At 61.0% G+C, this 25,689-nt stretch carries 19 protein-coding genes; 18 read left to right on the forward strand and 1 reads right to left on the reverse strand.

Going from position 1 to position 25,689, the window contains the following annotated elements:
* Positions 1-210: 210 nt before the first annotated feature.
* The 10 genes from ileS (at position 211) to ffh (ending at position 18,147) form a co-directional block, all read left to right on the forward strand.
* Positions 211-3,420, forward strand: a complete 3,210-nt coding sequence (ileS, locus tag AC5RK6_RS03720; RefSeq protein ID WP_320757332.1) for an isoleucine--tRNA ligase — start codon at positions 211-213, stop codon at positions 3,418-3,420.
* A 129-nt stretch (positions 3,421-3,549) separates the two neighbouring features.
* Positions 3,550-4,923 (forward strand): branched-chain amino acid transport system II carrier protein, encoded by a 1,374-nt coding sequence (gene brnQ / locus AC5RK6_RS03725; RefSeq protein ID WP_274735064.1) that lies wholly within the window; start codon positions 3,550-3,552, stop codon positions 4,921-4,923.
* Positions 4,924-5,028: 105 nt separating this feature from the next.
* The gene (gene uriH, locus AC5RK6_RS03730) at positions 5,029-5,997 is read left to right on the forward strand and encodes a uridine-preferring nucleoside hydrolase UriH (RefSeq protein WP_274735066.1); all 969 of its coding nucleotides are present in this window, start codon (positions 5,029-5,031) and stop codon (positions 5,995-5,997) included.
* A gap of 94 nt (positions 5,998-6,091) precedes the next feature.
* Positions 6,092-7,531 (forward strand): uridine transporter UriT, encoded by a 1,440-nt coding sequence (gene uriT / locus AC5RK6_RS03735; RefSeq protein WP_320757317.1) that lies wholly within the window; start codon positions 6,092-6,094, stop codon positions 7,529-7,531.
* A 124-nt stretch (positions 7,532-7,655) separates the two neighbouring features.
* Positions 7,656-9,194, forward strand: coding sequence for a bifunctional folylpolyglutamate synthase/dihydrofolate synthase (locus AC5RK6_RS03740; RefSeq protein WP_320757316.1), 1,539 nt, complete (start codon positions 7,656-7,658; stop codon positions 9,192-9,194).
* 95 nt (positions 9,195-9,289) lie between these two features.
* Positions 9,290-10,849, forward strand: a complete 1,560-nt coding sequence (locus AC5RK6_RS03745; RefSeq protein ID WP_320757315.1) for an aspartate:alanine exchanger family transporter — start codon at positions 9,290-9,292, stop codon at positions 10,847-10,849.
* A gap of 141 nt (positions 10,850-10,990) precedes the next feature.
* On the forward strand, positions 10,991-14,524 hold the full coding sequence (smc, locus tag AC5RK6_RS03750; RefSeq protein WP_493926366.1) for a chromosome segregation protein SMC: 3,534 nt from the start codon (positions 10,991-10,993) through the stop codon (positions 14,522-14,524).
* Positions 14,525-14,611: 87 nt separating this feature from the next.
* Complete coding sequence (locus AC5RK6_RS03755; RefSeq protein WP_320757313.1) at positions 14,612-15,187, forward strand: hypothetical protein; 576 nt, start codon at positions 14,612-14,614, stop codon at positions 15,185-15,187.
* A gap of 47 nt (positions 15,188-15,234) precedes the next feature.
* Entirely contained in the window at positions 15,235-16,413 is a 1,179-nt protein-coding gene (ftsY, locus tag AC5RK6_RS03760; RefSeq protein WP_435730796.1) for a signal recognition particle-docking protein FtsY, read from the forward strand.
* Positions 16,414-16,584: 171 nt separating this feature from the next.
* Positions 16,585-18,147, forward strand: coding sequence for a signal recognition particle protein (ffh, locus tag AC5RK6_RS03765; protein ID WP_320757311.1), 1,563 nt, complete (start codon positions 16,585-16,587; stop codon positions 18,145-18,147).
* 59 nt (positions 18,148-18,206) lie between these two features.
* Here the strand turns inward: ffh and AC5RK6_RS03770 are convergent, their stop codons facing one another.
* Positions 18,207-19,286, reverse strand: a complete 1,080-nt coding sequence (locus tag AC5RK6_RS03770; protein ID WP_320757310.1) for a cation diffusion facilitator family transporter — start codon at positions 19,284-19,286, stop codon at positions 18,207-18,209.
* Positions 19,287-19,577: 291 nt separating this feature from the next.
* Here AC5RK6_RS03770 and rpsP point away from each other — a divergent pair, with 291 nt between their 5' ends.
* The 8 genes from rpsP to AC5RK6_RS03810 all read left to right on the forward strand — a co-directional run bounded on the left by rpsP (position 19,578) and on the right by AC5RK6_RS03810 (position 25,643).
* The gene (gene rpsP, locus AC5RK6_RS03775) at positions 19,578-20,057 is read left to right on the forward strand and encodes a 30S ribosomal protein S16 (protein WP_320757309.1); all 480 of its coding nucleotides are present in this window, start codon (positions 19,578-19,580) and stop codon (positions 20,055-20,057) included.
* Positions 20,057-20,296, forward strand: coding sequence for an RNA-binding protein (locus tag AC5RK6_RS03780; RefSeq protein WP_016442467.1), 240 nt, complete (start codon positions 20,057-20,059; stop codon positions 20,294-20,296). The genes rpsP and AC5RK6_RS03780 overlap by 1 nt, the downstream gene beginning before the upstream one ends.
* Before the next feature lie 100 nt (positions 20,297-20,396).
* Positions 20,397-21,017 carry a ribosome maturation factor RimM gene (gene rimM / locus AC5RK6_RS03785; RefSeq protein ID WP_320757308.1) on the forward strand — a complete coding sequence of 207 codons (621 nt, stop codon included), beginning with the start codon at positions 20,397-20,399 and terminating at the stop codon, positions 21,015-21,017.
* Between the two features lie 8 nt (positions 21,018-21,025).
* Positions 21,026-22,549 (forward strand): tRNA (guanosine(37)-N1)-methyltransferase TrmD, encoded by a 1,524-nt coding sequence (trmD, locus tag AC5RK6_RS03790; RefSeq protein ID WP_320757331.1) that lies wholly within the window; start codon positions 21,026-21,028, stop codon positions 22,547-22,549.
* A 120-nt stretch (positions 22,550-22,669) separates the two neighbouring features.
* On the forward strand, positions 22,670-23,023 hold the full coding sequence (gene rplS / locus AC5RK6_RS03795) for a 50S ribosomal protein L19 (protein ID WP_016442470.1): 354 nt from the start codon (positions 22,670-22,672) through the stop codon (positions 23,021-23,023).
* A 714-nt stretch (positions 23,024-23,737) separates the two neighbouring features.
* A complete protein-coding gene (gene lepB, locus AC5RK6_RS03800; RefSeq protein ID WP_320757307.1) occupies positions 23,738-24,637 on the forward strand; it encodes a signal peptidase I in 900 nt (299 codons plus the stop codon).
* Between the two features lie 5 nt (positions 24,638-24,642).
* On the forward strand, positions 24,643-25,320 hold the full coding sequence (rnhB, locus tag AC5RK6_RS03805) for a ribonuclease HII (RefSeq protein WP_320757306.1): 678 nt from the start codon (positions 24,643-24,645) through the stop codon (positions 25,318-25,320).
* Entirely contained in the window at positions 25,320-25,643 is a 324-nt protein-coding gene (locus AC5RK6_RS03810) for a DUF2469 domain-containing protein (protein ID WP_016442473.1), read from the forward strand. Before rnhB ends, AC5RK6_RS03810 begins: the two co-directional genes overlap by 1 nt.
* Positions 25,644-25,689: the final 46 nt, after the last annotated feature.

Consider the following 25,689-nt stretch of genomic DNA (forward strand, 5'->3'; position numbering starts at 1 on the left):
CACCGGCGAGCTCTCGGAAGAACAGCCGCGCGGCCCGTGCCGTGCAGCCCAGTAGAACCGAGCGGGTGGACCCGTTAGCGTCCTAATGAAGCGGTTACCCGCCGTACCACGCGTGCGGTGAGTAGCAAATGAGGTGGTACCGCGGTACCGGAATTCCGGCGTCGTCCTCAATCCGATTAGGTTTGAGACACGAGGAGACACCGCGTGGATATGTATCCGCTTCATCGCGAGGGCGGCGTGCCCGCCTCCCCGAACTTCCCGAAGATGGAAGAAGGCACCCTCGCTTTCTGGAAGAAAGACAATACGTTCCAGTCCTCCGTGGCGCAGCGTGAATCCGGGCCGCACGGCTCCAATGAATTCGTTTTCTATGACGGTCCGCCCTTCGCCAACGGCCTACCCCATTACGGTCACCTTCTCACCGGTTACGTCAAGGATGTGGTGGGGCGCTACCAGACCATGCGCGGGCGCCGAGTCGAGCGCCGCTTTGGCTGGGATACCCACGGGCTGCCGGCCGAATTGGAAGCCCAGCGTATCCTCGGCATCGATTCCACCGATGAGATCGAGGATATGGGCATCGCCACATTTAACGAGGCCTGCCGTTCCTCGGTGCTGCGCTACACCAAGGAATGGGAAGAATACGTGACCCGCCAGGCACGTTGGGTCGATTTTTCCCATGATTACAAGACTCTGGACACCACCTATATGGAATCGGTGCTGTGGGCCTTCAAGACTCTGTACGACAAGGGTCTGGCTTACGATGGCTACCGGGTGCTGCCCTACTGCTGGAATGACGAAACCCCGCTGTCCAATCACGAATTGAAGATGGATGACGACGTCTACAAGGACCGGCAGGATCTCAGCTTGACCGTGGGGCTGCGTCTGGAAACGGGTGAACTTGCCCTTATTTGGACGACGACGCCCTGGACGCTGCCCTCCAATCTGGCCATTGCCGTGGGTCCGGACATCGAGTACCTCACCGTCATTCCGCGCGAAGGCAAGCTGGAAGGCGAGCGAGTGATTATCTCCGCAGCCCGCCTGGAATCTTACGAGAAGGAACTGGGTGAAGATCCGGAAGTTGTGGATCGTTTCCCCGGCTCGCGGCTAGTGGGTCGCGCTTACGCCCCGATTTTCGATTACTTCATGAATCGTGCGGACGATGAGGCACCCGGCCCGCATGCCTACCACGTGATCGCGGGGAGCTTCGTGACCACCGACGACGGTACCGGGCTGGTTCATATTGCCCCCGCTTTCGGTGAGGACGATATGTTCGCCTGCCAGGAGGTGGGCATCCGCCCCGTGGTTCCGGTGGATGGCGCCGGGCGTTTCACCGCCGAGGTGCCCGATTACGAAGGCACCCAGGTCTTTGATGCCAATCTGCCCATCACCCGCGATCTGCGCGAGGGAACCGGACCGCTGGCACGCCGCCCGGAAAACGAGCGCGCCGTGCTTGTGCAAGAACGCTCCTACCTGCACTCTTACCCGCATTGCTGGCGCTGCCGTAAACCGCTCATTTACAAGGCAGTGTCCTCGTGGTTTGTGCGGGTGAGTGCCTTCCGAGATCGGATGGTGGAGCTTAACGAGCAGATCGAATGGACCCCGGCGCATATCAAGCACGGCCAGTTCGGTAATTGGCTGGCCGGCGCGCGCGATTGGTCCATTTCTCGTAACCGGTTCTGGGGCAGCCCCATTCCGGTATGGCGTTCCGACGATCCGAACTATCCGCGCGAAGATGTATACGGTTCCCTGGAAGAACTCGAGCGTGATTTCGGGCGCCTGCCGCGTAACGAGAAGGGCGAAGTGGATCTCCACCGTCCCTATATTGACGAGCTGACCCGCCCTAACCCGGACGATCCGACGGGTAAGTCCACCATGCGGCGCATCACCGACGTGTTGGATTGCTGGTTCGAATCTGGCTCCATGCCCTACGCCCAGGTCCACTATCCCTTCGAGAATAAGGACTGGTTCGAGGACCACTACCCGGGGGACTTTATCGTCGAATACATCGGCCAGACTCGCGGCTGGTTCTACACCCTCCACGTGCTCGCCACCGCGCTCTTTGACCGTCCGGCCTTCCGCACCTGTATTTCCCACGGCATTGTGCTGGGAGATGACGGTCAGAAGATGTCGAAATCGCTGCGCAATTACCCGGATGTCTACGAGATGTTCGACGAGGTCGGCGCGGATGCGATGCGTTTCTTCCTCATGAATTCACCGATTGTGCGCGGCGGGAACCTCATCGTGACCGAACGTGCCCTGCGCGATACGGTGCGCCAGGTCCTGCTGCCGCTGTGGAATGCCTACTACTTCTTCGCGCTCTACGCCTCGACGTGCTCGAAGGGGGAGGGCTACCGCGCCCAGCCGGTAAGCGACCCCTCCGGTTTGGATGTGATGGACCGCTACCTGCTGGCCAGCATTAAGGACCTGGCCGATAAGGTGCGCACCGACCTGGATAACTACGATATTCCGGCCGCCTGCGACCGGGTGCGCGGTTTCCTAGATGTGCTGACCAACTGGTACGTGCGTACCTCCCGGGATCGCTTCTGGAATGAGGACCACGCCGCCTTCGATACCCTCTACACGGCGCTCGAAGTGCTCATGCGGGTCATGGCGCCCCTCGCGCCGCTCGTGACCGAAGAGATCTGGAAGGGGCTGACCGGCGGACGCTCCGTCCACTTGGAAGACTGGCCCGAACTACCCGATTCCTGGAAGGACGATGCGCTGCGCGAAGCGATGGACGAAGCGCGCGCCGTCGTCTCCGCTGCGCATTCCCTGCGTAAAACCCACCAGTTGCGGGTGCGCCAACCGCTGCGGACCCTCACCATCGTCACCGACCGTGACCTGGAGCCCTTCACCGAGCTCATCGCTCTGGAAGTGAACGTCAAGAATGTTGAGCTCAAGAACGTGGCGCAATCGGGGATGAAGGTCAGCCGTGACCTCAAGGTTCTCCCGCGTGAACTGGATCCCCAGCTACGCAAGATGACCTCCGCGCTCTTCCAAGCCGCCAAGGCCGGGAACTGGAGCGAAGACGGTGCGGACGCGGTGCTTCACACCGATCCGGAGGTGCGCCTGGCGCCCGGCCAGTTCGAGATCACCGTATCGGTGGAAGCCGACCCGGGTTCGGTTGCCGCGGCGCTCGATTCCGGTTCCTTCATCGCCCTGGATACCGAGGTGGATGAAGAACTGGAAGCCGAAGGCTACGCCCGCGACGTCGTGCGCGCTGTGCAAGATGAACGCAAGAATGCCCAGCTGCACGTGGCCGACCGGATCGCTCTCAACCTCACGGTTCCCGCCGAGCGCGTTGATGCGGTTACCCGCTATCTGCCCTTCATCCAGGAGGAAACTCTCGCGGTGCAGGCGCAGGTGACGGCGGGTGCAGAAGGCGCACCGCTCGGCATCGAGGTGACGAAAGTCGCGTACTAAAGGCCGGCGCGCTCTGTAACGGCGCGCCGTGATCCTCTAGAGTAGGGTGCCTTGCACGGGCCGCGGTGGACGACCATGGTCTTCGCCGCGGCCCACGCACTCTCCTCACAATTCACACGAAGGTCAGGGATGAAAAACTCGCGCGTCCTCACGCTCGCTGTTACCGGTTTGGCGCTCTTCGCCATGTTCTTCGGGGCGGGGAATCTGATTTTCCCGGTGATGCTCGGCATCCAAGCCGGAACAAATACGCCGCTGGCTATCGCCGGATTTATCGGCACCGGGGTTATTCTCCCCGCCGTTGGGCTCATCGCTGCCACCTCTAGCCGCGATGGCACCCCGCAGGATATTGCGACCCGTATCGGTCGCATCCCCGGTCACGCGCTTCTGTGGGCAATTTTTATCACCACCGGAGTTTTGTACGCGGTACCGCGGGTGGCCGCGGTGAGTTTCGAGGTTGCGGTCCGCCCCGTGATGCACGACGACGCCGCTGCCCGCCCCGCCCTCCTCGTTTTCTCCGCCGTGTTCTTCGTGGTGGCTGTGCTCGTGGCCCTCAACCCAGGCAAAATGGTGGATCGAGTGGGAGGAATCCTCACCCCTGCCCTCGTTATTCTCATGGCGATTCTTATTGCGGTGGTGGTGCTCAACCTGCCGCCCCAGGTTGCCCTTCCGCAGGCACCGTATGCTCCTAATGCACTCACCGGTGGGCTGCTGAGCGGGTATATGACCATGGATGCGCTGGCGGCCTTCGTCTTTGGGTTGGTCATCGTGTCCTCATTGCGCTCCAAAGGTTTCACCTCTCGCGGGGCGCTCTTCGGGGGAGCGGCGGGCGTGGCCCTCATCGCCGCGATTATCCTCGCCGCGATCTACCTGGGGCTGTCCCAGATCGGGGTCCGGGTGGCCACCGAGGGATTTGCCAACGGTGCGGATGCACTGGCGGCTGTTTCCGAGCGTTTCTTCGGACGCAGCGGTCAGCTTATTTTCGGTGCCATCACGATTCTGGCGTGCCTGACGACGGCGATTGGCCTGCTGGGCGCGGCCACTCAGTTTTATCGCAGTTATCTTCCGGGGCTGGCGTACCGTCCTCTCCTCATCGGGCAGGGAATGTTTGCTTTTGCCATGTCCACGCTGGGACTGGAAGGAATCCTCAATTTCATTAATCCGATCAATCGCTTTATTTATCCCATCGCGATTGTTCTTATTTTCGTGACGCTTGTTGATCTGGCGGTTCCCGGGCGCCTGCATTGGGCTTACCGAGCCTCCGCCTGGATTGCGGCACCTCTCGCTCTCCTGGACGGGCTGGTTGTCACCGAATGGGATATTTTCGCTCCCGTCGCGGAATTCTTGGCGCTATTCCCGCTGGGTGCAGAAGGGCTCGCCTGGGCCGGGCCGGCGGTGCTCGGTTTTGTTCTCGGGCTAGCGGTAGACGGGATCCAAGGGCGGTTATTCCCACCGACTCTGGTGCGAGCCAAAGCCGATGAGCCAGCGGAGGCGCCAGTAGCCTGATATTTGCGGGGTGTCGGCGAACGCTCGCGGTGAAGCTATTGTTTCTATGTTTTAATGAAACTACGTAGAACTCCGTGGGAGTTCCCCAAGGATGTGGAGAAAAACATGGCAACACAGCACACCCCGGAAAAAATCATTTTGGATTGCGATCCCGGTCATGACGACGCCGTTGCGATGCTGCTGGCGTGGGCGAATCCGCAGATTGAACTGCTTGCCGTCACCACGGTGGGTGGCAACCAAACCCTGAAGAAGGTTACGAATAATGCCCTCGCCGTGGGCACCGTAATGAAAATGACCGGCGTGCCTTTCGCGGCCGGATGCGACCGACCGCTAGTACGCCCGGTGGAAGTCGCCCCCGATATTCACGGGGATACCGGCTTGGACGGCACCGAACTGCCAGCCCCGGCTATCGAGCTTGATTCCCGGCACGCCGTCGACCTCATTATTGACACGGTGATGGCGCACGAACCGGGAACCGTCACCCTGGTTCCCACCGGCCCGCTCACCAATATCGCGCTGGCGGTACGTAAGGAACCGCGCCTGGCCGAGCGTGTCAAGCAGGTGGTCCTCATGGGTGGGGGGTACCACGTTGGTAACTGGTCCGCGGTGGCCGAATTCAATATTAAGATCGACCCCGAAGCCGCGCATATCGTTTTCAACGAACCGTGGAAGGTGGTCATGGTGGGCCTGGATCTCACCCACCAGGCGCTCTGCACCCCGGAAGCCTACGCAAAAATTGATGCGGTGGGCACCCAGCCGGCCCGTTTCGTCCACGAACTCATGGATTTCTTCCGTGCTTCCTACCAGGACGCGCAGGGCTTCGACTACCCGCCGGTGCATGATCCGTGCGCGGTTGCCTATCTTATTGACCCCACCATCGTGGAAACGGTGCAGGTCCCCATTGATGTGGAACTCACCGGAACCCTCACCGTGGGGATGACAGTGGCTGATTTCCGCGGACCCATTCCCGAGGACTGCCACACCTGGGCTGCGACCCGACTCGATCACGGGCGTTTCTGGGATCTCATCGCCGATGCGCTGGAGCGCGTGGGTGAACACCACTACCTGGGCTAACCACGGGGCTAATCCCCGTCCAACCCAACCTTTGTGAACGGAGGGCGGTGCCGCCACGGTGCGGCGTCGTCCTCCCCGGTGAGAAAGAAAAACTATGGCATCGTCCGTTCCCACACGTGCCGGCCGGGCGCAATCCGGTTCGCGCACGAATATTATCGTGCTGATGGCCGCGCTGCTCTGCGCTGTCTTCGCCTTCCAGCTCAACGCTTCCATGCTTTCCCCAGCTCTGCATACTATGAGCGTGGAACTCAATGCGACCGAGGTTGAAATTGGCGTGACCCAAACGGCCTTCTTCGCTTCCGCCGCGCTCTTCTCCCTTTTCCTGCCGCGCTGGGGCGACCTTATCGGGCGCAAGAAGATTCTGCTGGGCATGCTCCTGGCTACCGGGATCGGATGCGTAGTCTCGGCACTCGCTCCCAATGTCACGATCCTCGGTATCGGGCGTGTGATTCAGGGGACGGCGGGGCCGATGGTGCCTCTCACCCTTGTGATGCTGCACCAGGAAGTACCCGAACCGCGCCGTTACGCCAAGTACATGGCTATTCTTACCTCCGTCAACGGCGGTATCGCAGGAGTAGACGCCCTGTTGGGCGGCTGGCTCGCCGGGAACTGGGGCTTCCGCTCCGTTTTCTTGTGCATGGCAGTTGTGTGCGCCGTCGCTTTCCTGGCGTCGGTGTTCGGGACCCGTGAATCCCAGGGCGACCGCACCCCGATGGACTGGCCCGGCGTTATCGCACTCCTCATCGTTTTTGGCTGCGTCTATTTCGCTTTCAATGAGTTAGGCAAGCTCGGGGATGCCCGCTGGTGGCTCATCGGCGTGGAAATCCTGGTGGCCGCCGTTTCCGCGGTGATTTTCTGGAAGATCGAGTCCTCGCGCGCACACCCGCTAGTGGCCACTCGCTACCTCAAGCAACGGCGCACCTGGGCTCTCCTGTCCACCACTCTCTTCACCATGACCGGGGTATTCGCGGTCATGAACGGTCTCATCCCGAACCTGGCGCAGCTGGAAGCCAGTGCCGGTGGTCTGGAGCTCCCGGCCGAAACGGTCTCCTTCGTGACGCTGACGCCCTACGCGATTGCCGGTCTTATTATGGGGCCGATCGCCGGGCAGCTCGCTTCGCGTTTCGGCTACAAGAAGGTACTCCAGGCGGGGCTGCTCTCCACGGTTATTTTCCTCGGGATCGCGGTGTTCGGTGTGGGGGCACCGTCGAAGTCGCTTATCTTCTTCCTGTGCGTGGCCATCGGTATTACCTACGCCGGTACCGTCAATATCATGCTCAACGGCTTGGGTATCGTGCTCTCCCCGGCTGATAACCAGGGCTACCTACCGGGAATGAATGCCGGTGCCTTCAACCTGGGAGCCGGGCTTTCCTTCGCGATCCTCACCGCTGTGGCCACCGCCGTGGGTGGCACTGAGAACCTGGTGGGTGGTTATCAGGCCGGAATTGCGGTGGGTGCGGTCCTTGTGATTATTGCGCTTCTCCTCTCCACCCTCATCCCGTCGGTTGAGAACGCGGAGGAATCAGCCTCCTAGATACATCCGTACATAAGGGTTCGTGCGGACCGGTAGTGTGCGGGAACGGGGCCCACGGGGCTGGCAGCGCCAGTCGCACCGTGGGCCCCGTGGTATATGCTGGTGTGCCGTGAAAGGGGCAGGTATGGGTACGAATAACGTTGGGTACGATGGCGCGGGGTACGACAGTGAAGATGCGCGGGAAGCCGAACTTGACGCGGCGCTTTCCGAGGTCCTCAACTCTGGAATTTTCGGGGACGAAGCGGTGCTCCGAGAGGTCAAGGAGTCACCTGATCCTACCGTTGAACTCGCGGATACCACCGCAGAAGAAGCTCGGGTGGATGAGATCTACCGGGATATCCTCACCCGCGCCCCCGAACATAAGGTGCAGCCCTCCCTTGAGCGCGTTCAGATGTGCCTGGATTTACTCGGTAATCCGCACCATTCCTACCGGTGCGTGCACGTGACGGGCACCAATGGGAAAACCTCGACGGCACGCATGATCGAAGCGCTGCTACGCGAGCACGGTCTGCGTACCGGGCGTTTCACCTCCCCGCACCTGGTGTCGGTGCGTGAGCGCATCGCTATCGACGGACATAATATTTCCCGCGCGGATTTCATTCAGGCATGGGAAGATGTCGCGCCGTTCGTCGAACTAGTGGACCAGCGCTCCCAAGCGGAGGGTGGGCCGCGCATGAGCTTCTTCGAAGTGTTTGTGGTCATGGCCTACGTAGCTTTCGCCGCCGCACCTATCGATGTGGCGGTGGTCGAAGTGGGCATGGGGGGAAGGTGGGATGCCACCAATGTGATTGACGGCGACGTCGCTGTTCTCACCCCCATCGCTCTCGACCATGAACGATGGCTCGGGCACACCATCGCACAGATCGCGGGTGAAAAAGTTGGGATTATTAAACCCGGGGCCAGCGTGGTGAGCGCCTCCCAACCCGAGGAAGCCGGTGCGGCTATCGCTCAGGCAGCCCACCGGGCCCGCGCCCACGTATCCGTCTACGGGAAAGACATCCAGGTCCTCGGGCGGGAGACTGCGGTGGGTGGTCAGCTTATGACTGTGCGCACCCCCGCGGCCCGCTACGACGATATTCCTCTCGCACTGCGCGGCTCGTATCAGGCAGAGAACGCGGCGCTGGCCATCACTGCGGTTGAAGCATTCTTCGGGGGGCGCGCGCTTGCGGGTGACGTCGTCGAACATGCACTGATGGCCGTTACTTCGCCCGGGCGCCTCGAAGTGGTGCGTACCTCGCCTACCGTCCTCGTGGACGCGGCCCATAACCCTCACGGTGCCGCACACACAGCCGCCGCGCTGGAAGAGTACTATCCCGGCCGGCGGGTTGGGGTGCTCGCCATGATGGCAGATAAGGATGTGGAAGGAACCCTCGGGCAGTTCGAGCCGGTCTTGGACGCTGTTGTCATCACCGATATGCCCGGTGAACGTGCCATGGACGCCGAGGACCTGGCAGAGCTGGCGCGGGCGGTCTTCGGTGCAGAAAGGGTGCGGGTGGAACGCGATCTGCTCGCCGCGATTGACGAAGCTTCCGGATGGGCCGAGGCCGAAGCGGGCGATGAGCTCGCCACGCCGGTGGTGACAGTAGTTGGATCGGTTTATCTGGCAGGAATGGCGCGTCAAATGATGGGTAAAGGGGCTCCTGACGAAGCCCCTACCGAGTAGGACGGGGCGGACACCGGGCCCGAAAGCACTGGCACGGTGTACCAAATTGGTAGAGTAGGCAACGTTCTACCAGTCTTTAACCCCGAGGTGGCACTGTGCTCGATATCCTTGCCAGCAATACCGTTCTCGTTGTTTTCATTGTGGTGGCGCTTGGCGCTGCCTTCGGGGCGATTCCTTTTGGTCCCCTGAAATTCGGGGCAGCGGGAGCGCTTTTCATCGGTTTGCTTGTCGGTGCGGTGGTTCCGCCCTCCACCTCCCTCCTCGTGCTCCTGCAAGATTTGGGCCTGGGTATTTTCGTTTACATGATTGGATTGGAAGCCGGGGAAACATTCTTCCAGGAGATCCGCAAACAGCTAGGCCTTATGCTCGCCTCAGTTATTGCGATTACGGCCGGTGCGGCGGCCGCGGTGGGACTGGGCGAGCTTCTCGGTTTATTGCGCGGTACTGCCGTGGGTGTTTTCGCAGGTTCGCTCACCTCGACGCCCTCGCTTGCTCTCGCCCAGGAAATGACCGACCCGGATAATCCGGCGGTGGGCTACTCCATTGGTTACCCGGTCGGGGTCACGCTCGCCATTGTCATGGTCGCTATTTTTATTAACCGGGAATGGAAAGCTCGTCATGACCAACTCGATCCGGATGATGTGGAACTGGAACAGGCAACCGTGTACGTGGATCGGGAGATCTCCGCGCAGCAGATGCGGGATATAGCCGGACAACAGGTGCGATTCGTAGCAATGCGGCGCAATCGCCGTTGGCATATCCTCGATATGGAGCGTGCTCTGGAACCGGGGGATAGGGTTCGTATTTTCGCTTCCCGGGCGGCGCTTTCTGAAGCTATCGAACGCCTGGGTAGCCGGATGCGTCATCGGCGGCTGACTGATCCCTATCTGGCGGTGCACCGTTTTACGGTATCCAATCGGGATATTGCTGGGCTCACGGTGGGTTCCCTCCCGCTCTATCGTCGTTTCGAAGCACGGGTGACGGTTATCCGCCGTGCCGATGACGAGATCCTCGCCACCCCGGATACCTACCTGGAAATGGGCGACGTGGTAGAAGTCGCCTTACCTACCTCGCGGGTAGAAGAACTCGAAGAGTATTTCGGTGACTCGGTCTCCAGCTCCTCCGAACTGGACTGGGTGGCAGCAGCCGGTGGCCTTGCCCTGGGCTTTGCTCTCGGACTGGTGGAAATCCCGCTACCGGGTGGCGCGGCCTTTTCCCTGGGTGCGGCCGGCGGCCCGCTTGTGGTGGGGCTGATCCTCGGAGCGGTGCACCGCACCGGCCGGGTACCCTGGCAACTCCCGCGCCCCGCGAATCTGACCCTGCGCCAGTTTGGCCTCATGCTCTTCCTCGCGGCAGTCGGCCTCAACTCCGGTTCTGCTTTTGCCTCGACCGTCTTCACAATGGTGGGCTTGAAATCGCTGCTCTTGGCCGCAGCGGTGAGTATTGTCGGGTGCGGAGTCATGATGGCTGCCGCGTGGGCGCTTGGTTCCTCTGCCACCCGTTCTTCGGGTGCGGTGGCAGGATTGCTCGGTCAGCCGGCCGTGCTTTCCTACGCTACCTCGCGTACCACCGATAACCGGGTGATGACCGGTTACGCTACGACCTTCGCGATTGCACTTATTTACAAGATCGTCGTCGTCCCCTTCATGTTCTAGCGGTCCCGGTACGGTGCGGTGTGTCGCCGGCGTGCCACCGCGACCACGGGTACCGGTTGCAACTGTCATAACGCCCCGTCGTAGCGCCACCGGTGGCGCCGTCTGGCATAATCTGTAATCGTGCACTTAAAAACCTTGACCATGCGAGGATTCAAATCCTTTGCCACCGCCACCACAGTGCGCTTTGAACCCGGGATTAATGCGGTGGTAGGCCCTAACGGCTCAGGGAAATCCAATGTGGTGGATGCTCTCGCCTGGGTGATGGGCGAACAGGGTGCGAAAACTTTGCGTGGTGGCTCCATGGCGGATGTTATTTTTGCTGGCACGTCGCGCCGTCCCGCGCTCGGACGCGCGGAAGTCTCCCTTACTATCGATAATTCTGATGGTGTGCTCCCCATTGAGTATTCGGAAGTGACGATCACCCGAACCCTCTTCCGTGCCGGCGGTTCCGAATATGCCATTAATGGTACGCCGGCACGCCTCCTTGACGTCCAAGAACTTCTCTCAGACACCGGCATGGGGCGCGAAATGCATGTCATTATCGGGCAGGGCCGCCTCGATGAAGTCCTCACTTCGAGTCCCGAAGAGCGCCGCAATATTGTGGAAGAAGCTGCCGGAGTGCTCAAGCACCGTCGCCGTAAAGAAAAAACTCTGCGCAAGCTCGAAGCAATGAAGGGTTCGTTCACGCGGGTGGAGGACCTCACTGCGGAGCTGCGCCGTCAGCTCGGACCGCTCGCCAAACAGGCTGAGGCAGCCCGCCGTGCCCAGATCATTCAGGCAACCGAACGCGACGCGCGGGCTCGTCTTCTCGCTGATGATCTGGCCCAGGCGCAGGCCAGGCTGGAAGCCGGAGCTGCTGAAGATCAGCGTACCGCTCAGCTGCGCGAAGAAAACCAAGTGGCCCTCACTCAGGCCCGAGCCGCCCTCGCTACGGCAGAGGACCATCACGCGCGCCTCAACCCGCAGCTCTCAGCTCTTCGGGATAGCTCCGAACGTCTCGCTTCCCTCGAGGAAAGATTTCGCGCCATGGACGAGCTGGCGCGCGAACGTGAACGCACCCTGAGCACCATGCCTGCACGGGGCGGCCAAGACGACCCGGAGGAGCTCCATGCGCGAGCTGTACGGGCCCGGGCCGAAGAAGAAGAACTTGAGGGGCGCGTCCGCGATGCTCAGGATGCTTTGCGCGTCGTCCTCACCCAGCGGGAGGAAACTGAAACTGCGGAAGCTGTGGCCGAGCGCGCCTATAACGAGGCGAGCCGAGTGCGCGCCGACGCTCGCGAGAACGCCGCACGCCGTGCCGGGAAGGTTACCGCCGTACGCTCGCGGCTTGAGGCGCTCGCGGCTGAAGTTGAACGTGTGGACAAGGATGTGGCGGCCGCGCGCCAGCGCGTGCAGACTACCAGCGTGCAGGTCACGGATATTGAGGAGGAGCTCGTCGCTACCTCCGCCGGGGACGATACCCTCGCTTCCGCCCATGAAGAACATACCCGGGCTCATCTGGAGGCCCGCGCTGCCGTGGAAGAGGCGCGCGCGAACGAGGTACGTGCTCGCGAGGAGATGGCGCGCCTACAGGCCATTGTTGATACCCTCGCGCTCTCTTTGGAACCGGAAGATGCCACCGCGTGGGCTATCGAGCACGGTGCGGCGTTGTTACGAGACCACCTCCACGTGGAACGCGGTTGGGAAAGTGCGGCGGAAAATGCACTGGCGGGAACCGCCGCCGGTGCGGTGGTGAATGACCTCGACAGCGCCGTGGATATTTTGCGTGGCGCCGCGCAGGCGCAAGCCGGGCGTCTCACGCTCACGATTACGGAAGGGAAGAACGACGACGCCGCAGCTGCCGCGCGCGAAGGTGAACTCAGCGCCGCTTTCGAGACGGTGCGCCCGGATCCGGATGCCGCCGTGCGCGCATTATCGGTGGTGAGTTGGTCCGGGACGGGCAGTGACCTGGCTGGCCTCCTCAAGCAGCTCCTAGCTGGCACCGCACTCACCGTTGATCTTGTTACAGCCCGCCTGCTCGTGGCAGCCGGGGCACCCCGCGCGGTAACAACGAGCGGGGACGTTATCACGGCGTGCACCGCTACCGGGGGAGAAGCCACCGCCGCTGCCACCCTCACCCGCCAAGCTGCCTATCAGGACGCTTCCGAGCAACTTGATGCCGCCGCCACTGCCGCTGATGAAGCAGCTGGTGCGCTGCGAAAAGCTGAGAGTACCGAGGAAGAGGCTCGGGCCCGCGCCGAGGCTTCCGGGAGCGAACTGACGGCGCGGGACTCTAATCTGGCTGCCGCAACTGCCCAATTAGGAGCTTTACGCCAAGCCCTCGCTGCGGCCCGTGCCGATGAAGAACGCGCCGTCGCGCGCGCCGCCTCCTTGCGGGAAGATATTGCCGCACGGCAGGCAGAGCTAGAAAGTTTCGCGGAGCCCGAAGAAAATGCTACTGAGATTCCCGATGATGGTGAACTGACGCGTCTCTCCCGGCAGCGCGATACCGCGCACGAAGCCGCTGTGGCCGCCCGTAAACAAGAAACGGAGGCTCGATTGGCGCTGCGCACCGCAGAAGAACGTTTCCGAGCGTTGAGTGGGCGCGCTGATGCCCTGGATAACCGGGCTCGATTGGCCCGCGAACGTCTTGAACGGGAAGAACGAGCCCGCCAGGTTCGCGCCGAACATGCGGTGCTGGCAGGACAGGTCGCGGCCGCGGCGGTGCGAGCCTTAGCGCACGTACGCAGCTTACGTGCCGAGGTGGCCGAGCAGCGTCGTCGGGTAGAAGAAGAACAACACGGCGCCGAGGGGCAGCTCACGCACCTACGCGAACGCGTCGATCAGCTGCGTACCCGCGAACGCGACCTCGCAGATTCCACCCACGCCCGTGAATTGGCAACTGCCCGTGCCCGCATGGAATACGAACAGCTGGCCACCCGTGCCCTCGAGGATTTGGGCATCGATAGTGCCACACTCGTAGAGGAATTCGGACCGCATACCCAGGTTCCCACCGAGGACGGTGCGGTGCCCTACGTGCGGGCTGAACAGGAACGGCGCCTGGCCACGGCGCAGCGAGCCCTCGCGCGGCTGGGCACCATTAACCCGCTCGCCCTGGAGGAGCACGCCGCGCTGGAAGAACGTCAAAAGTACCTCGCGCAGCAACTTGATGACCTGAAGAAGACCCGCGCCGATCTTCTCGATATCGTGGCGGAGCTTGATGAACGAGTCACCCTCGTCATGAAAGCCGCGCTCAGCGATATTAGCGCCCGTTTCGAGCAGGTCTTTGCTCGCCTCTTCCCGGGTGGGGAAGGGCATCTCATTATCACCGACCCGGAGAACGTGCTGACCACCGGGGTGGAAATCGAAGCGCGGCCACCCGGCAAGCGCGTCAAGCGGCTGTCCTTGCTGTCGGGTGGGGAACGCTCGCTCACCGCCATTGCTTTCCTCGTGGCAATCTTTATGGCGCGTCCCTCCCCGTTCTACGTCATGGACGAAGTAGAAGCAGCCCTCGATGATGTCAATCTGGGGCGCCTTCTCGAGATTTTCCGGGAATTGCAGCGCTCTTCCCAGCTCCTGGTCATCACCCACCAGAAGCGGACAATGGAAATCGCCGATGCTCTGTACGGGGTAGCGATGCGCGAGGACGGGGTTTCCACCGTGGTATCCCAGCGCATGTCTGAACTGCGCGAATAGCGAGAGTTACGTTGCAGTTCGGTAACAATTGCGCAAGTGTGCGGGTCGGAGGTAGCCGGCCGCCGCGAAAATTCTCATAATAAGACCGTGCCCCTTATCATCGTTGTTATCGCCATCATTATTGCTGCCGCGGCGCTGGTGTATGCCCTGTCATTCGCGCGGAATTCCGGGAAAAGTACCGGAGCATCCGTCGCGGAATCATTTGACGCGTGGCGCTCTGATGAACTGGATATGGACACTTATGACATCGTCCACCACGATACGGCGGTGGACGATATGTTCGAAGCTTTCGCGCACGAATCCGAAGCTTATATCACCTCCGAAACCCTCGATGAGCACTTTGATCGAGCTCGGGAAACGGAGCGTGAACTCTCGGAAACGGTGCGCCGCAATAGTGAAAAACTGCGGGCGCGTATTCCCGCACCGCCGCTGCGCCGTCGTGCTGAAAGTGCTGTAGAAGATACTCGCACGGAGGCGGACGTTGCCTATGTTTCCACGGGTGTACCGGAAGAAATCCATGTGGCGGATTTTGCCGGGGAGCCGGATGGTGCTCTGGTAGCGGACGTGGTCATTGACGGTGCTGGCGGCCAAAGCTGCACCGTTGATATTGAGGAAAGCGTCGAGGGTGAAGACGCTGAAACGCGCGAACGGCGCAGTGCCTGATAGGGCACCAGCTGGAAAAACCCGGCACCCTCTGCAAGACTGGAGGAGTGGATAATCCTGTAGTTCTTGCACTTGTCATCGCGGGCGTTGTTGCCCTCCTCCTTGTTCCCCTCGTTATTTCCCTGGTGAAGAAGAACCAGCGGCGCGAGGAATTGGAACGTCGGAACATCCCGGTTCTCGAAGGGGATTCCACCGCGGAAGCCTCGGAAGGTACCGCTGAAGAAGCCGTCGGAGAAATCTCCGGTGAAACCACCCCGAATATCGTTACGGTTCCGGCGGTTGAACAGCCCGAATCCCTTCCCTCCAGGATGCAGCGCCTGCGCGCCCGGCTGGTTCACTCGGGTGGCTTCGGGCAGGCTCTTTTGGCGATTCTTTCCCGCGGGGATCTCTCCGCGGCGGACTGGGAAGAACTGGAAGATACCCTCATCATGGCCGATGTGGGGCTGGATGCCACCAGCGAGATTATGGAGGGTCTGCGCTCGCGTGTGAAAATTGAAAGCACCACCGATCCGCAACGGGTCCGTGAGATTTTGCGCGAGGAGCTGCTACGCCACGTAGGTCCAGATATGGATCGCTCCCTCAATCTCACTCGCAGTGAAACGGATTCCGGGGCGGTGCATCCCGCGGCGGTTCTTATGGTGGGTGTGAATGGCACCGGGAAAACCACCACGGTCGGTAAGCTCGCGCGATTGCTGCGCGCGCAGGGAACCACGGTGCTGCTCGGTGCAGCAGATACTTTCCGCGCGGCCGCAGCCGATCAGTTGGTCACCTGGGGCGACCGAGTGGGTGTGGATGTTGTGCGTTCGGATCGTGAGGGGGCAGATCCGGCCTCCGTTGCTTTTGATGCGGTGGCGCAGGCAGATGCAACCGGTGTGGACGTGATTATCGTGGATACCGCCGGGCGCCTCCAAAATAAGGCCGGGCTCATGGATGAGCTCGGAAAAATCAAGCGTGTCATGGAACGCACCACGCCGGTCAATGAAGTTCTCCTTGTTCTGGACGCCACGACGGGGCAAAACGGGATGCAGCAGGCCCGTGTTTTCGCGGAGGTGACAGGACTAACCGGGATCGTGCTGACCAAACTGGACGGCACTGCCAAGGGCGGCATTGTTATTTCGGTGCAGCGCGAACTTGGCGTGCCCGTTAAGCTGGTGGGCCTGGGGGAGGGACCGGACGATCTGGCACCCTTCGATCCGGAAGCTTTCGTCGATTCGCTGCTCAGCTAAAGGTATGCATAGCCGAGCCAAGGACATGCATAGCTGAGCTACAGCGCGACGGTGCTGCGGAACAGGTCCACCGCCGCTAGATTCGAGTTTGACGTGCGGCAGCGGGTGAATATGCGCGCTCGCGCACCCTGCTTTACAATGGAACGAGTTTGTTGACGCGAAGGCTGGCCAGTGTTTAATAATCTTTCCGACCGGATTTCCGGTGCATTCAAGAATCTGCGCTCCAAGGGTGTGCTCACCCAAGCGGATGTAGAAACCACCATTAGCGAGATTCGGCGTGCCCTTTTGGACGCCGACGTCGCGCTTCCCGTGGTGCGCGAGTTCACCGCCGCGGTGCGCGAACGCGCCACCGGTGCGGTACGCTCCCAGGCTCTCAATCCCTCGCAGCAGATCGTCAAAATTGTTAATGACGAACTCATTGAGATTCTCGGCGGGGAAACTCGGGAACTTAATTTTGCGCAGGGACGACCCACCGTGGTCATGCTCGCCGGTCTCCAGGGCGCGGGTAAAACCACGCTGGCCGGTAAGCTCGGGCGCTGGTTCGCGCGCGGGGGCCGCAAAGCGCTCCTCGTCGCCTCCGATTTGCAGCGGCCTAATGCCGTGCAGCAGCTTCAGGTGGTGGGTGAGCGTGCCGGAGTGGACGTATGGGCTCCCGAACCCGGTAACGGGGTGGGCGACCCCATCCAGGTGGCCGCTAGCGGTGTAGATTACGCGGCCGCGAACGGCTACGGTGCCGTCGTGGTGGATACCGCCGGACGCTTGGGTATCGACGAGGTCCTCATGCAGCAGGCAGCTGATATTCGGGCTGCCGTCAACCCCGACGAAGTTCTCTTCGTTATCGATGCCATGATCGGTCAGGACGCGGTCGCCACCGCGAAGGCCTTCCAAGATGGGGTGGGCTTCACCGGCGTGGTTATCACCAAGCTCGACGGCGATACCCGCGGCGGCGCGGCGCTCTCGGTGCGTGGCGTGACCGGCAAACCAATCCTTTTCGCCTCCACCGGCGAAAAACTGGAAGATTTCGAACGCTTCCACGCCGACCGCATGGCTTCCCGCATCCTCGATATGGGCGATATTCTCTCCCTCATCGAACGTGCCGAAGCCACCTGGACGCAAGAACAGCAGCGCGAGCTTTCCGAGAAAATGAGCGAGGGGGCTTTCGACCTCAATGACTTCCTCGTGCAAATGAACCAAATTAAACGGATGGGTTCACTCAAGAAACTCATGGGGATGCTGCCCGGAATGGGTCAGTACCGCGAAGCCCTCGAACAGTGGGATGAATCCTCGATGGGGCGCGTGGAAGCCATTATCCAATCCATGACGCCTGCCGAACGCCGCACCCCGAAAATTCTCAACGGTTCGCGCCGCCAGCGCATCGCCCGAGGCTCAGGAACCACCGTCCAGGAAGTCAATCAGTTGGTGCAGCGCTTTGAAGGTGCCGCGAAGATGATGACGCAGATGAGCCGCGGTGGCGGAATCCCAGGTATGCCCGGTATGCCCGGCGTTGGCGGGGGATCACGCAAGCAGAAACGCGCGAAGAAGAACGTTTCGGGTGGTAAGAAGGGCCGTTCGGGTAATCCGGCGAAACGCGCCCGGCAGGAAGCCGAAGCCGCGGCGGCACGGCAGCGTGCCGAACGGGGCTCGGCTTTCGGCAAGGGCACCCAGCTTCCCGGCTCCGCCCCGGCGGCACCCGATATGGCAAGCATGGAAGAGCTCAAGCGCTTCCTTAAATAACGACGACGGCGCAGTGGGCAGGAGGAATCTTGCCCGCGGCGCCGTTCGTGGCAGAGTGGTTATTTCTGGGAAGTAGCGGCGTCGTCGTTCTTTCCGGTGGTTAAAGCCTCCACCACAATATCCGGAACCGCATCGGAAATACCGCCCAGCGGCACGTAACCTTCCGGAATATCCTCATAGGAGCGCGGGTCCTCCAGTGGCTCCACATGGATGAGGGCGCGGAGGTGAGGCACCGCGGCGCGTAATTCCTCCGCGATATCCTCAGCGAGCTCGTGGCCCTCGCGCACCGTCCATGCGGAGGGGACCAACAGATCAAAGTTACAAAACGAATCGCGTCCGGCCACTCGGGTCTGCAGCCCGTGGAAACGTACCTCACGGCGGGTGTGCGAACGTAGAATCGCCACGATTTTTTCAGTATCAGGCTCGGACAGGGCTGCGTCCATGAGTCCCGCGAGCGACTCGCGCAGCAGCTTAACTCCGGTGGCTAGAATATTGACCGCAACGAGGATAGCGACGATGGGGTCTAGCAGCGGTTCGTCAGTTAGCACCACCAATCCCACGCCCACGATCACCCCAACGGAAGTGATGACATCCGTGAGAAGGTGTTTGCCGTCGGCACGCAAGGTGGGAGAACGGTGCTTCGCGCCAGCGCGCAGCAGGACTATACCGACAATTCCATTGACTAACGATGCGAGCGCCACAATGCCCAAGCCCCATCCCAGCGCAGCCAGCGGCTGGGGGTGAATAATGCGGTCAATGGCGGAAAAAATAATAAAACCGGCTGCCGCAAAAATCATGGCACCTTCCACGGCGGAAGAAAAGTACTCGGCCTTCGAGCGTCCGTAGGTATAGCGTGCATTTGCGGGTTTTGCGGCCGCGGAGAGAGCCAGTACCGCGACCACCGCCGCGGCCAGGTTAACTAAGGATTCTGTGGCGTCGGAGAGAAGGCCCACCGAATCGGTGAGCCAGTAGCCAGCTGCTTTGAGTGCAATGGTGACGAGGGCGGCCGCAACGGAAAGCCAGGCGTAGCGCACGAGCTTGGAGGTAGGTGCGGGCACAACCGCGGGCGAGCCCACGGTGCTAACGGTGCCAACGGTGCAGGCTGCGGTGGCGGGAGCGAGGGTATTCACGCTTCCCATCTTGCCAGGCACGGCGGGGCTTGTCAGGTTGAAACGGTGGGATAGGGGTTCGCGCCGTGACTGTCGCGCGTCCGCACCGGCACCGTAGCGGACCGACGGCGTAAGTGATCTCACCGCGCAGCTGCGCACTGCCTGTTTCTTCCGCCGGAAAATTCTGGCAGAATAGCTAGATGTACTTGGAGGATGCCGGGTCCCTCTCAACCCGGTATTGTCCGTGTTCACGGATTGCACGGTGCGCGTCCCCCAACCGGCCGGGTAATCCACCCCAATGAGAAAGGATTGACCACAAAAGTGGCAGTCAAAATTCGTTTGAAGCGCATGGGTAAGATCCGTGCGGCCCAGTACCGTATTGTCGTGGCGGATTCTCGCGTCAAGCGCGACGGCAAGGTTATTGAGGAAATCGGTTACTACGATCCCAATACCCAGCCGTCTACCATCCGTATCGATTCTGATCGGGCTCAGTACTGGCTCGGTGTGGGTGCTCAGCCCACCGAAGCCGTGCTCGCGCAGCTTAAGGTGACCGGTGACTGGCAGAAGTTCAAGGGATACAAGGATGGTCAGGAGGGTCGCCTGCGTGTTCCGGAAACGGTGAACGCTGAAGAAGCGCGCGCCGCAGCGGTCAAGAAGGTCCAGGACGATGCCGAAAAGCGCCGCGCTGCCGCCGCTGAAGCAAAGGCGAAGGCCGAAGCGGAAGCCGCAGCTGCTGCCGCCGCTGAAGCTGGGGAAGCCGAAACCGGTGAAGCTACCGAAGTGGAAACCGAGGAAGCCTAATGCTGACGGACGCTCTGGAACACCTGGTCAAGGGAATTGTTGATTACCCGGATGATGTCAACGTCTCGGCATCGCGTAATCGTCGTGGCGAACTTCTGGAAGTTCGGGTGAACCCTGACGATCTCGGTCGGGTGATCGGCCGTGGCGGGCGTACCGCCAAGGCGCTGCGGACCGTCGTCAACGCGCTTTCGGACGAAGGCTCCGTGCGCGTGGACGTTATCGAAACGGACCGTAACTAACGTAGCGGCATACCGGCCCTCAACCTTTCGGGGTTGCGGGCCGGTTTTGTATGAGCCACCACCGTTCCCCACCGTGTGCGGGAACTGAGAGAAGGACACGATGCAACTGACGGTAGCTATTATCGGGGCGCCGCACGGGCTTAAAGGGGAAGTCCGTTTGGACGTTCGCACAGATTCGCCCGCGCGCCGCCTCGCTGTGGGGACCCAGCTGGAAACAGATCCGGCGGATTTCGGGCCGCTCACCATCACTCGCACTCGAGAATACCGAGGAATTACCTACGCGCTCTTCGCTGAATCCACCACGCGTGACACCGCAGAAGCGCTGCGAGGGGTGCGTCTCGTCGTGGAAACTGATGAGGATGAGCCCGAAGAAGATGCCTATTATGCCCATGAGCTACGCGGTCTGGAAGTCCTCGACCCAGAAGGTTACGAGCTCGGTATTATTACCGGCTTAGAAAACGGCCCCGCCCAGGATATCCTGGTGGTGCGTGAGCCGGATGGCCGGATTACCCGCGTGCCCTTCGTGCGTGAGATCGTGACGGCGGTGGATCTGGATGACCACTGCATCGTGGTTGATGCCCCGGCCGGGCTTTTTTCCGAAGATGACATGATCGTAGTGGACGGTGATGACCTGGCCGGGGCACTCAGCGCAGCCGGGGACGCACTTAGCGCCGCCGAAGAAAGCATGACGGAGGAAAACAGCGCTGAGGAAGTGAAGTAATGGCGAGCTTGCGCATTGACCTCGTTTCCGTTTTTCCGGAATTCTTCGACGTGCTCGATTTATCGCTGGTAGGCAAGGCGCGCCGTCGCGGCGTCGTTGATATTCGCACCCACAATCTGCGCGACTGGACCAGCGATATCCACCGCACCGTGGACGATACCCCCATCGGAGGCGGGGCTGGCATGGTCATGAAACCGGATGTTTGGGGTCGTGCTCTCGATGACCTCATCGGCCCGAGCTCTCCGGAAACAATTACTCTCGCGATGCCCACCCCGTCCGGTCGGCCCCTCACTCAGCGCCTCGTCGAAGACCTGGCCACCCGGGAGCGCATCATTATCGCCTGCGGGCGCTATGAGGGAATTGATGCGCGGGTAGCTGAGCACTATCGTGGGCGGGGTGTGCGCGTAGAGGAGTTTTCTCTCGGAGATTATGTCCTCAACGGTGGGGAAGTGGCGGCAGTGGCCCTCGTGGAGGCGGTTACCCGTCTTATCCCCGGCATGGTGGGGAACCCGGAGTCCCTCGTGGAAGAATCGCACGGTGCGGCCGGTTTGCTCGAATACCGTGTCTACACCCGCCCGGTGCGCTGGCGTGAGTTCGAGGTGCCCGCAGTACTGCTCAGCGGCAATCACGGGGCGGTGGCGCGCTACCGGCGCGACGAAGCCATCGCGCGCACCGCTGCGCGCCGTCCCGATATGATCGCGGAGCTAGATACCTCGCAGCTGGACAAACACGACCGGCCGGCGCTCGCGGCGGCGGGCTATGTATGGCGCACCAGTGACGCCCACCCGGTGGCGGTGGATACCGAGGCCCTGGGGGTGGCGGGCGCCGTCGTTTCTGACGACGGGGCGCTACCGGACGAAACGTTTTCAGGTGGGGTACTTGAGAACGGGCTGGACCCGGACGGGGCGCTACCGGACAGTGCGCGACTGCACGAGGTTCGACGGCGCACCGCAACCGAGCTGGCTAACCTGGCCGCCCGCACCTTCCCCGATGCCTGCCCGCGTTATCTTAGGGAAGCGGATATTGCCGCGTTCGAGGCGGCGAATCTTTCCGTCGCAGCTTTCGAAAAATACCTTGCCGACCCCCACTGGGTGACGGTGGTAGTGCGTGCCGCCAGCGGAGAGTCGCGCGGGGAATTGCTGGGGTACAGTCTCATGTTGCTTCCCGATAGTACGGTGGGAATGGGGGACGACGACGTTGCCGGGCGCGAGGACGGTGCACCAGTCATGCACCTTCCGGAGCGGAAAGGCCCGTTGCTTGAGCTATCAAAGTTCTACGTGGAGCGCAGCTGGCACGGGAGCGGGGTAGCGGATCTGCTCTGGCAGGCAACGGTGGAGGCATGCCGAGACAGAATACTTGATGCCGAGGTGGCGTCCGCACCGTACCTGTGGCTCGGAACAAATAAAGACAACCGGCGCGCGCAACGATTCTACAAACGGTGCGGTTTCCGAAAGGTAGCTACCCGAGAATTCCAGGTGGGTGAGGTAATCAACTCGGATCTCATTTTTACCTGTCCGCTGACTGTGGCATAATAGTGGAGTTTCCTCGCTTTCATAATGCGCTGTGCCTGCCGCAGGGGGTCGCGCATCGGCGAGATCTTAACCGATAACAGCGCCCCTGGCCTGCGTGCAGAGGCGGAAAGTGAATGAATAATGCAGACTCTTGATGTAGTTGATGCTTCGCGTTTGCGCGACGATATCCCCGATTTCCGCGCCGGTGACACCGTGCGTGTGAACGTGCGCGTCGTGGAAGGTAACCGCACCCGTACCCAGGCGTTCCAGGGTGTTGTTATTGCCCGCCAGGGTGATGGCCTGCGCGCCACCTTCGATGTCCGCAAGATTTCCTTCGGGGTGGGCGTGGAACGTAAGTTCCCGGTGCATTCCCCCTCCATTGAATCCATCGAAGTGATTACCCGCGGTCGGGTGCGTCGCGCCAAGCTGTACTACCTGCGTGATCGCCACGGTAAGGCAGCGAAGATTCGCGAACGTCGCACCGATTCCAAGTAAGGAACGGTACGAACTTCTCGTTCACATATGGACCCGCGCCCCGGTGCGGGTCCATTTTTATCTGGGGCACCCCGGGCCGATAACCTAGGAAACCGTGCGCACCATCTTCTCCGATAAGTTCCGATAACGGTAGAGCAACGCTGAGTTATTCCTGGAGCTTTACTAAAATAATGTGGCGCGACGGCGCGGATAACCCCAGGTACGTTCACGTGCGCTGGTAGCATGGAATACGCGTATCTTTTATCTAATGCAGGGGCGGAGGGGCGTATGGGCGAGGGCACGTCAGGCGGGTCACGGGCGTCGGAGGATGCCTCGCGGTGGCCGGCAGGGCGGACCCACCGGAGCCAGGCTCGTGGTCGCCGGGCCGCTCCCGCACCTGAGGTACAGAACCTGCATGCGGTACCGGACGTGGACGAACTACCGGAGCTTGACGACCTCTTTGATGGGGCAGAATTGCAGGCCCTGCAACCTGCAGTGAGGGCAGCGGAGCATTCGGCGCCAGAGCCAGAGCCGCAGCCTTGCTTGTCTACACCACCGGAATCTAACGAGACAAAAAACGTGTCGGAGGGGCCCGCTAAGATAAATGCAGCTGAAGCCCGCTTAAGGCTAACGCTCACGGAGCAGCTCTCGAACGCGGATGAAGGTCTCTACGCTGATGCGTTGCGAGATGAACTCGCCCGAGCGGAAGCATATGTGAACCACGGAGGAGTAACCATGAATACAACGGACGGTCAGTCCTCCGCTGCCAATACGGAGCAGCCTCCCTCCTACCCTCCCGAGGTTGCTCCGGTGCGCCCCGAGGCGGACGCCCGGGAAGCCCCCGTGCGTAACTCGCGCCTGCGTAGCGTAGTGGAGATGGCCCTCACTGTCGCCGTCGTTCTTCTCGTCTCCGTCATTATAAAAACTTTCTTTATACAAGCTTTTAATGTGCCTTCCGGTTCCATGGAAACCACGTTGAGTACCGGGGATAAGTTTTTTGTCAACCGGATGGTGACCGATAATGAGGAGTTACGCCGCGGCGATATCGTGGTCTTTGTGGATCCGGGCGGATGGCTTGATGATGTGGAAGAAAACCGGTCCTGGATTGCCCAAACCGGAACTCGGATCCTGCAAGGCATCGGGCTTCTTCCGGCAGATTCTGGTCACTACCTGGTGAAACGAATTATCGCTAAAGGTGGGGATACCGTCAGCTGCTGCGGGGAAGATGGTCGCGTGCAGGTCAATGGCGTGCCGATCACGGAGGAATATCTCAATTACGGGGTGTCGCCCTCCTTGCAGAAATTTGAGGTGAAGGTTCCGGAAGGGTACCTGTGGATGATGGGGGACAACCGCGCCAATTCTAAAGATTCGCGGTGGCATCAGCGTGAATCCGGAAATGGATTCGTGCCGGTAGAAAACGTTGTGGGCCGGGCCTGGTACGTTTTCTCACCGTGGAGCCGTCACGGGCGTTTGCCCGATATGAGCCACGTTTTTTCCGGTGTCCCCGAACCGGCAGCACCCGCGGGTGCGCGGGTGGCACTGCCGGAAAATCCAGTTGATCCGCGTTCCTTATATTCAGCCACGGCGGCCCAGCCGGGGCTTCCCCTTGCTGTGCTTTCCGGGCAGGGCAGGTAGTACGCGTGCAGGAACCTGATCGCACAGTCGAAAAAGAACTATTGGCTCGGCTCGAGGCACGCGGCGGGGGTATTCTCGCCGCAGTGGATGAAGTGGGTCGCGGTGCCATCGCCGGACCGGTCTGCGTGGGTATTGCCCTCCTGGATGGGAGTACTCCGGATGACTTCCCACCCGGATTACGGGATTCAAAAATGCTGAGTGCGCACCGGCGGGAAACGATCTACCAGGCGGCCCGCGACTGGCCGCTCGCGGTAGCGGTGGGAAGCGCAGCCGCCAGTGTGATCGACACGGTGGGAATTATTGAAGCCTTGCGATGTGCGGCTGCGGATGCTCTCGCCCAGCTGGAGAAATCCGGATTACGCCCCGATGCTGTTCTCTTAGACGGAAAACACAATTGGTGGGTCCAAGATTCCCTCTTCGATGCCGAACCGACGGTCCCGCAGCTTCCGGTCACCACCGTGATTAAGGGGGATGCTTCCTGCGCCGGGATTGCCGCGGCATCCGTCGTCGCTAAAGTTGAGCGAGACCGATATATGGAGGCACTCGCGAAAGATTTCCCCGATTACGATTGGGAACATAATAAAGGGTACGGTACCCGTGCTCACCTCCACGCCATCGCGCAGGTGGGGCCGAGCCCGTATCATCGAATGTCGTGGCATTTGCCCGCGGTAAGGAGTGAATAATGAGCGAGATTGACGGCTACGAAGCCGAACTGGAACTCGCGTTATATCGCGAGTACCGCGATGTTGTGAAGATTTTCCGCTACGTGGTGGAAACCGAACGGCGTTTTTACTTGGCCAATGACGTAGACGTGAAAGTACGATCCTCGACTGCAGGTGACGTGTTTTTCGAGGTGAACCTGAGCGATGCGTGGGTGTGGGATATCTACCGCACATCCCGTTTCATTCGTTCGGTACGGGTGGTGACTTTTAAAGACGTCAATATCGAAGAGCTCAACCAAACCGATATTACTCGGGAACTTGATCTTCCGGGTTCCTCGCTTTAATCGGGAGAACGTTGCGTCGTGAGCTTAGGCGAAGCTTACGTTTATC

This window comes from Actinotignum sp. usb-actsch-213 (genome assembly GCF_059085665.1).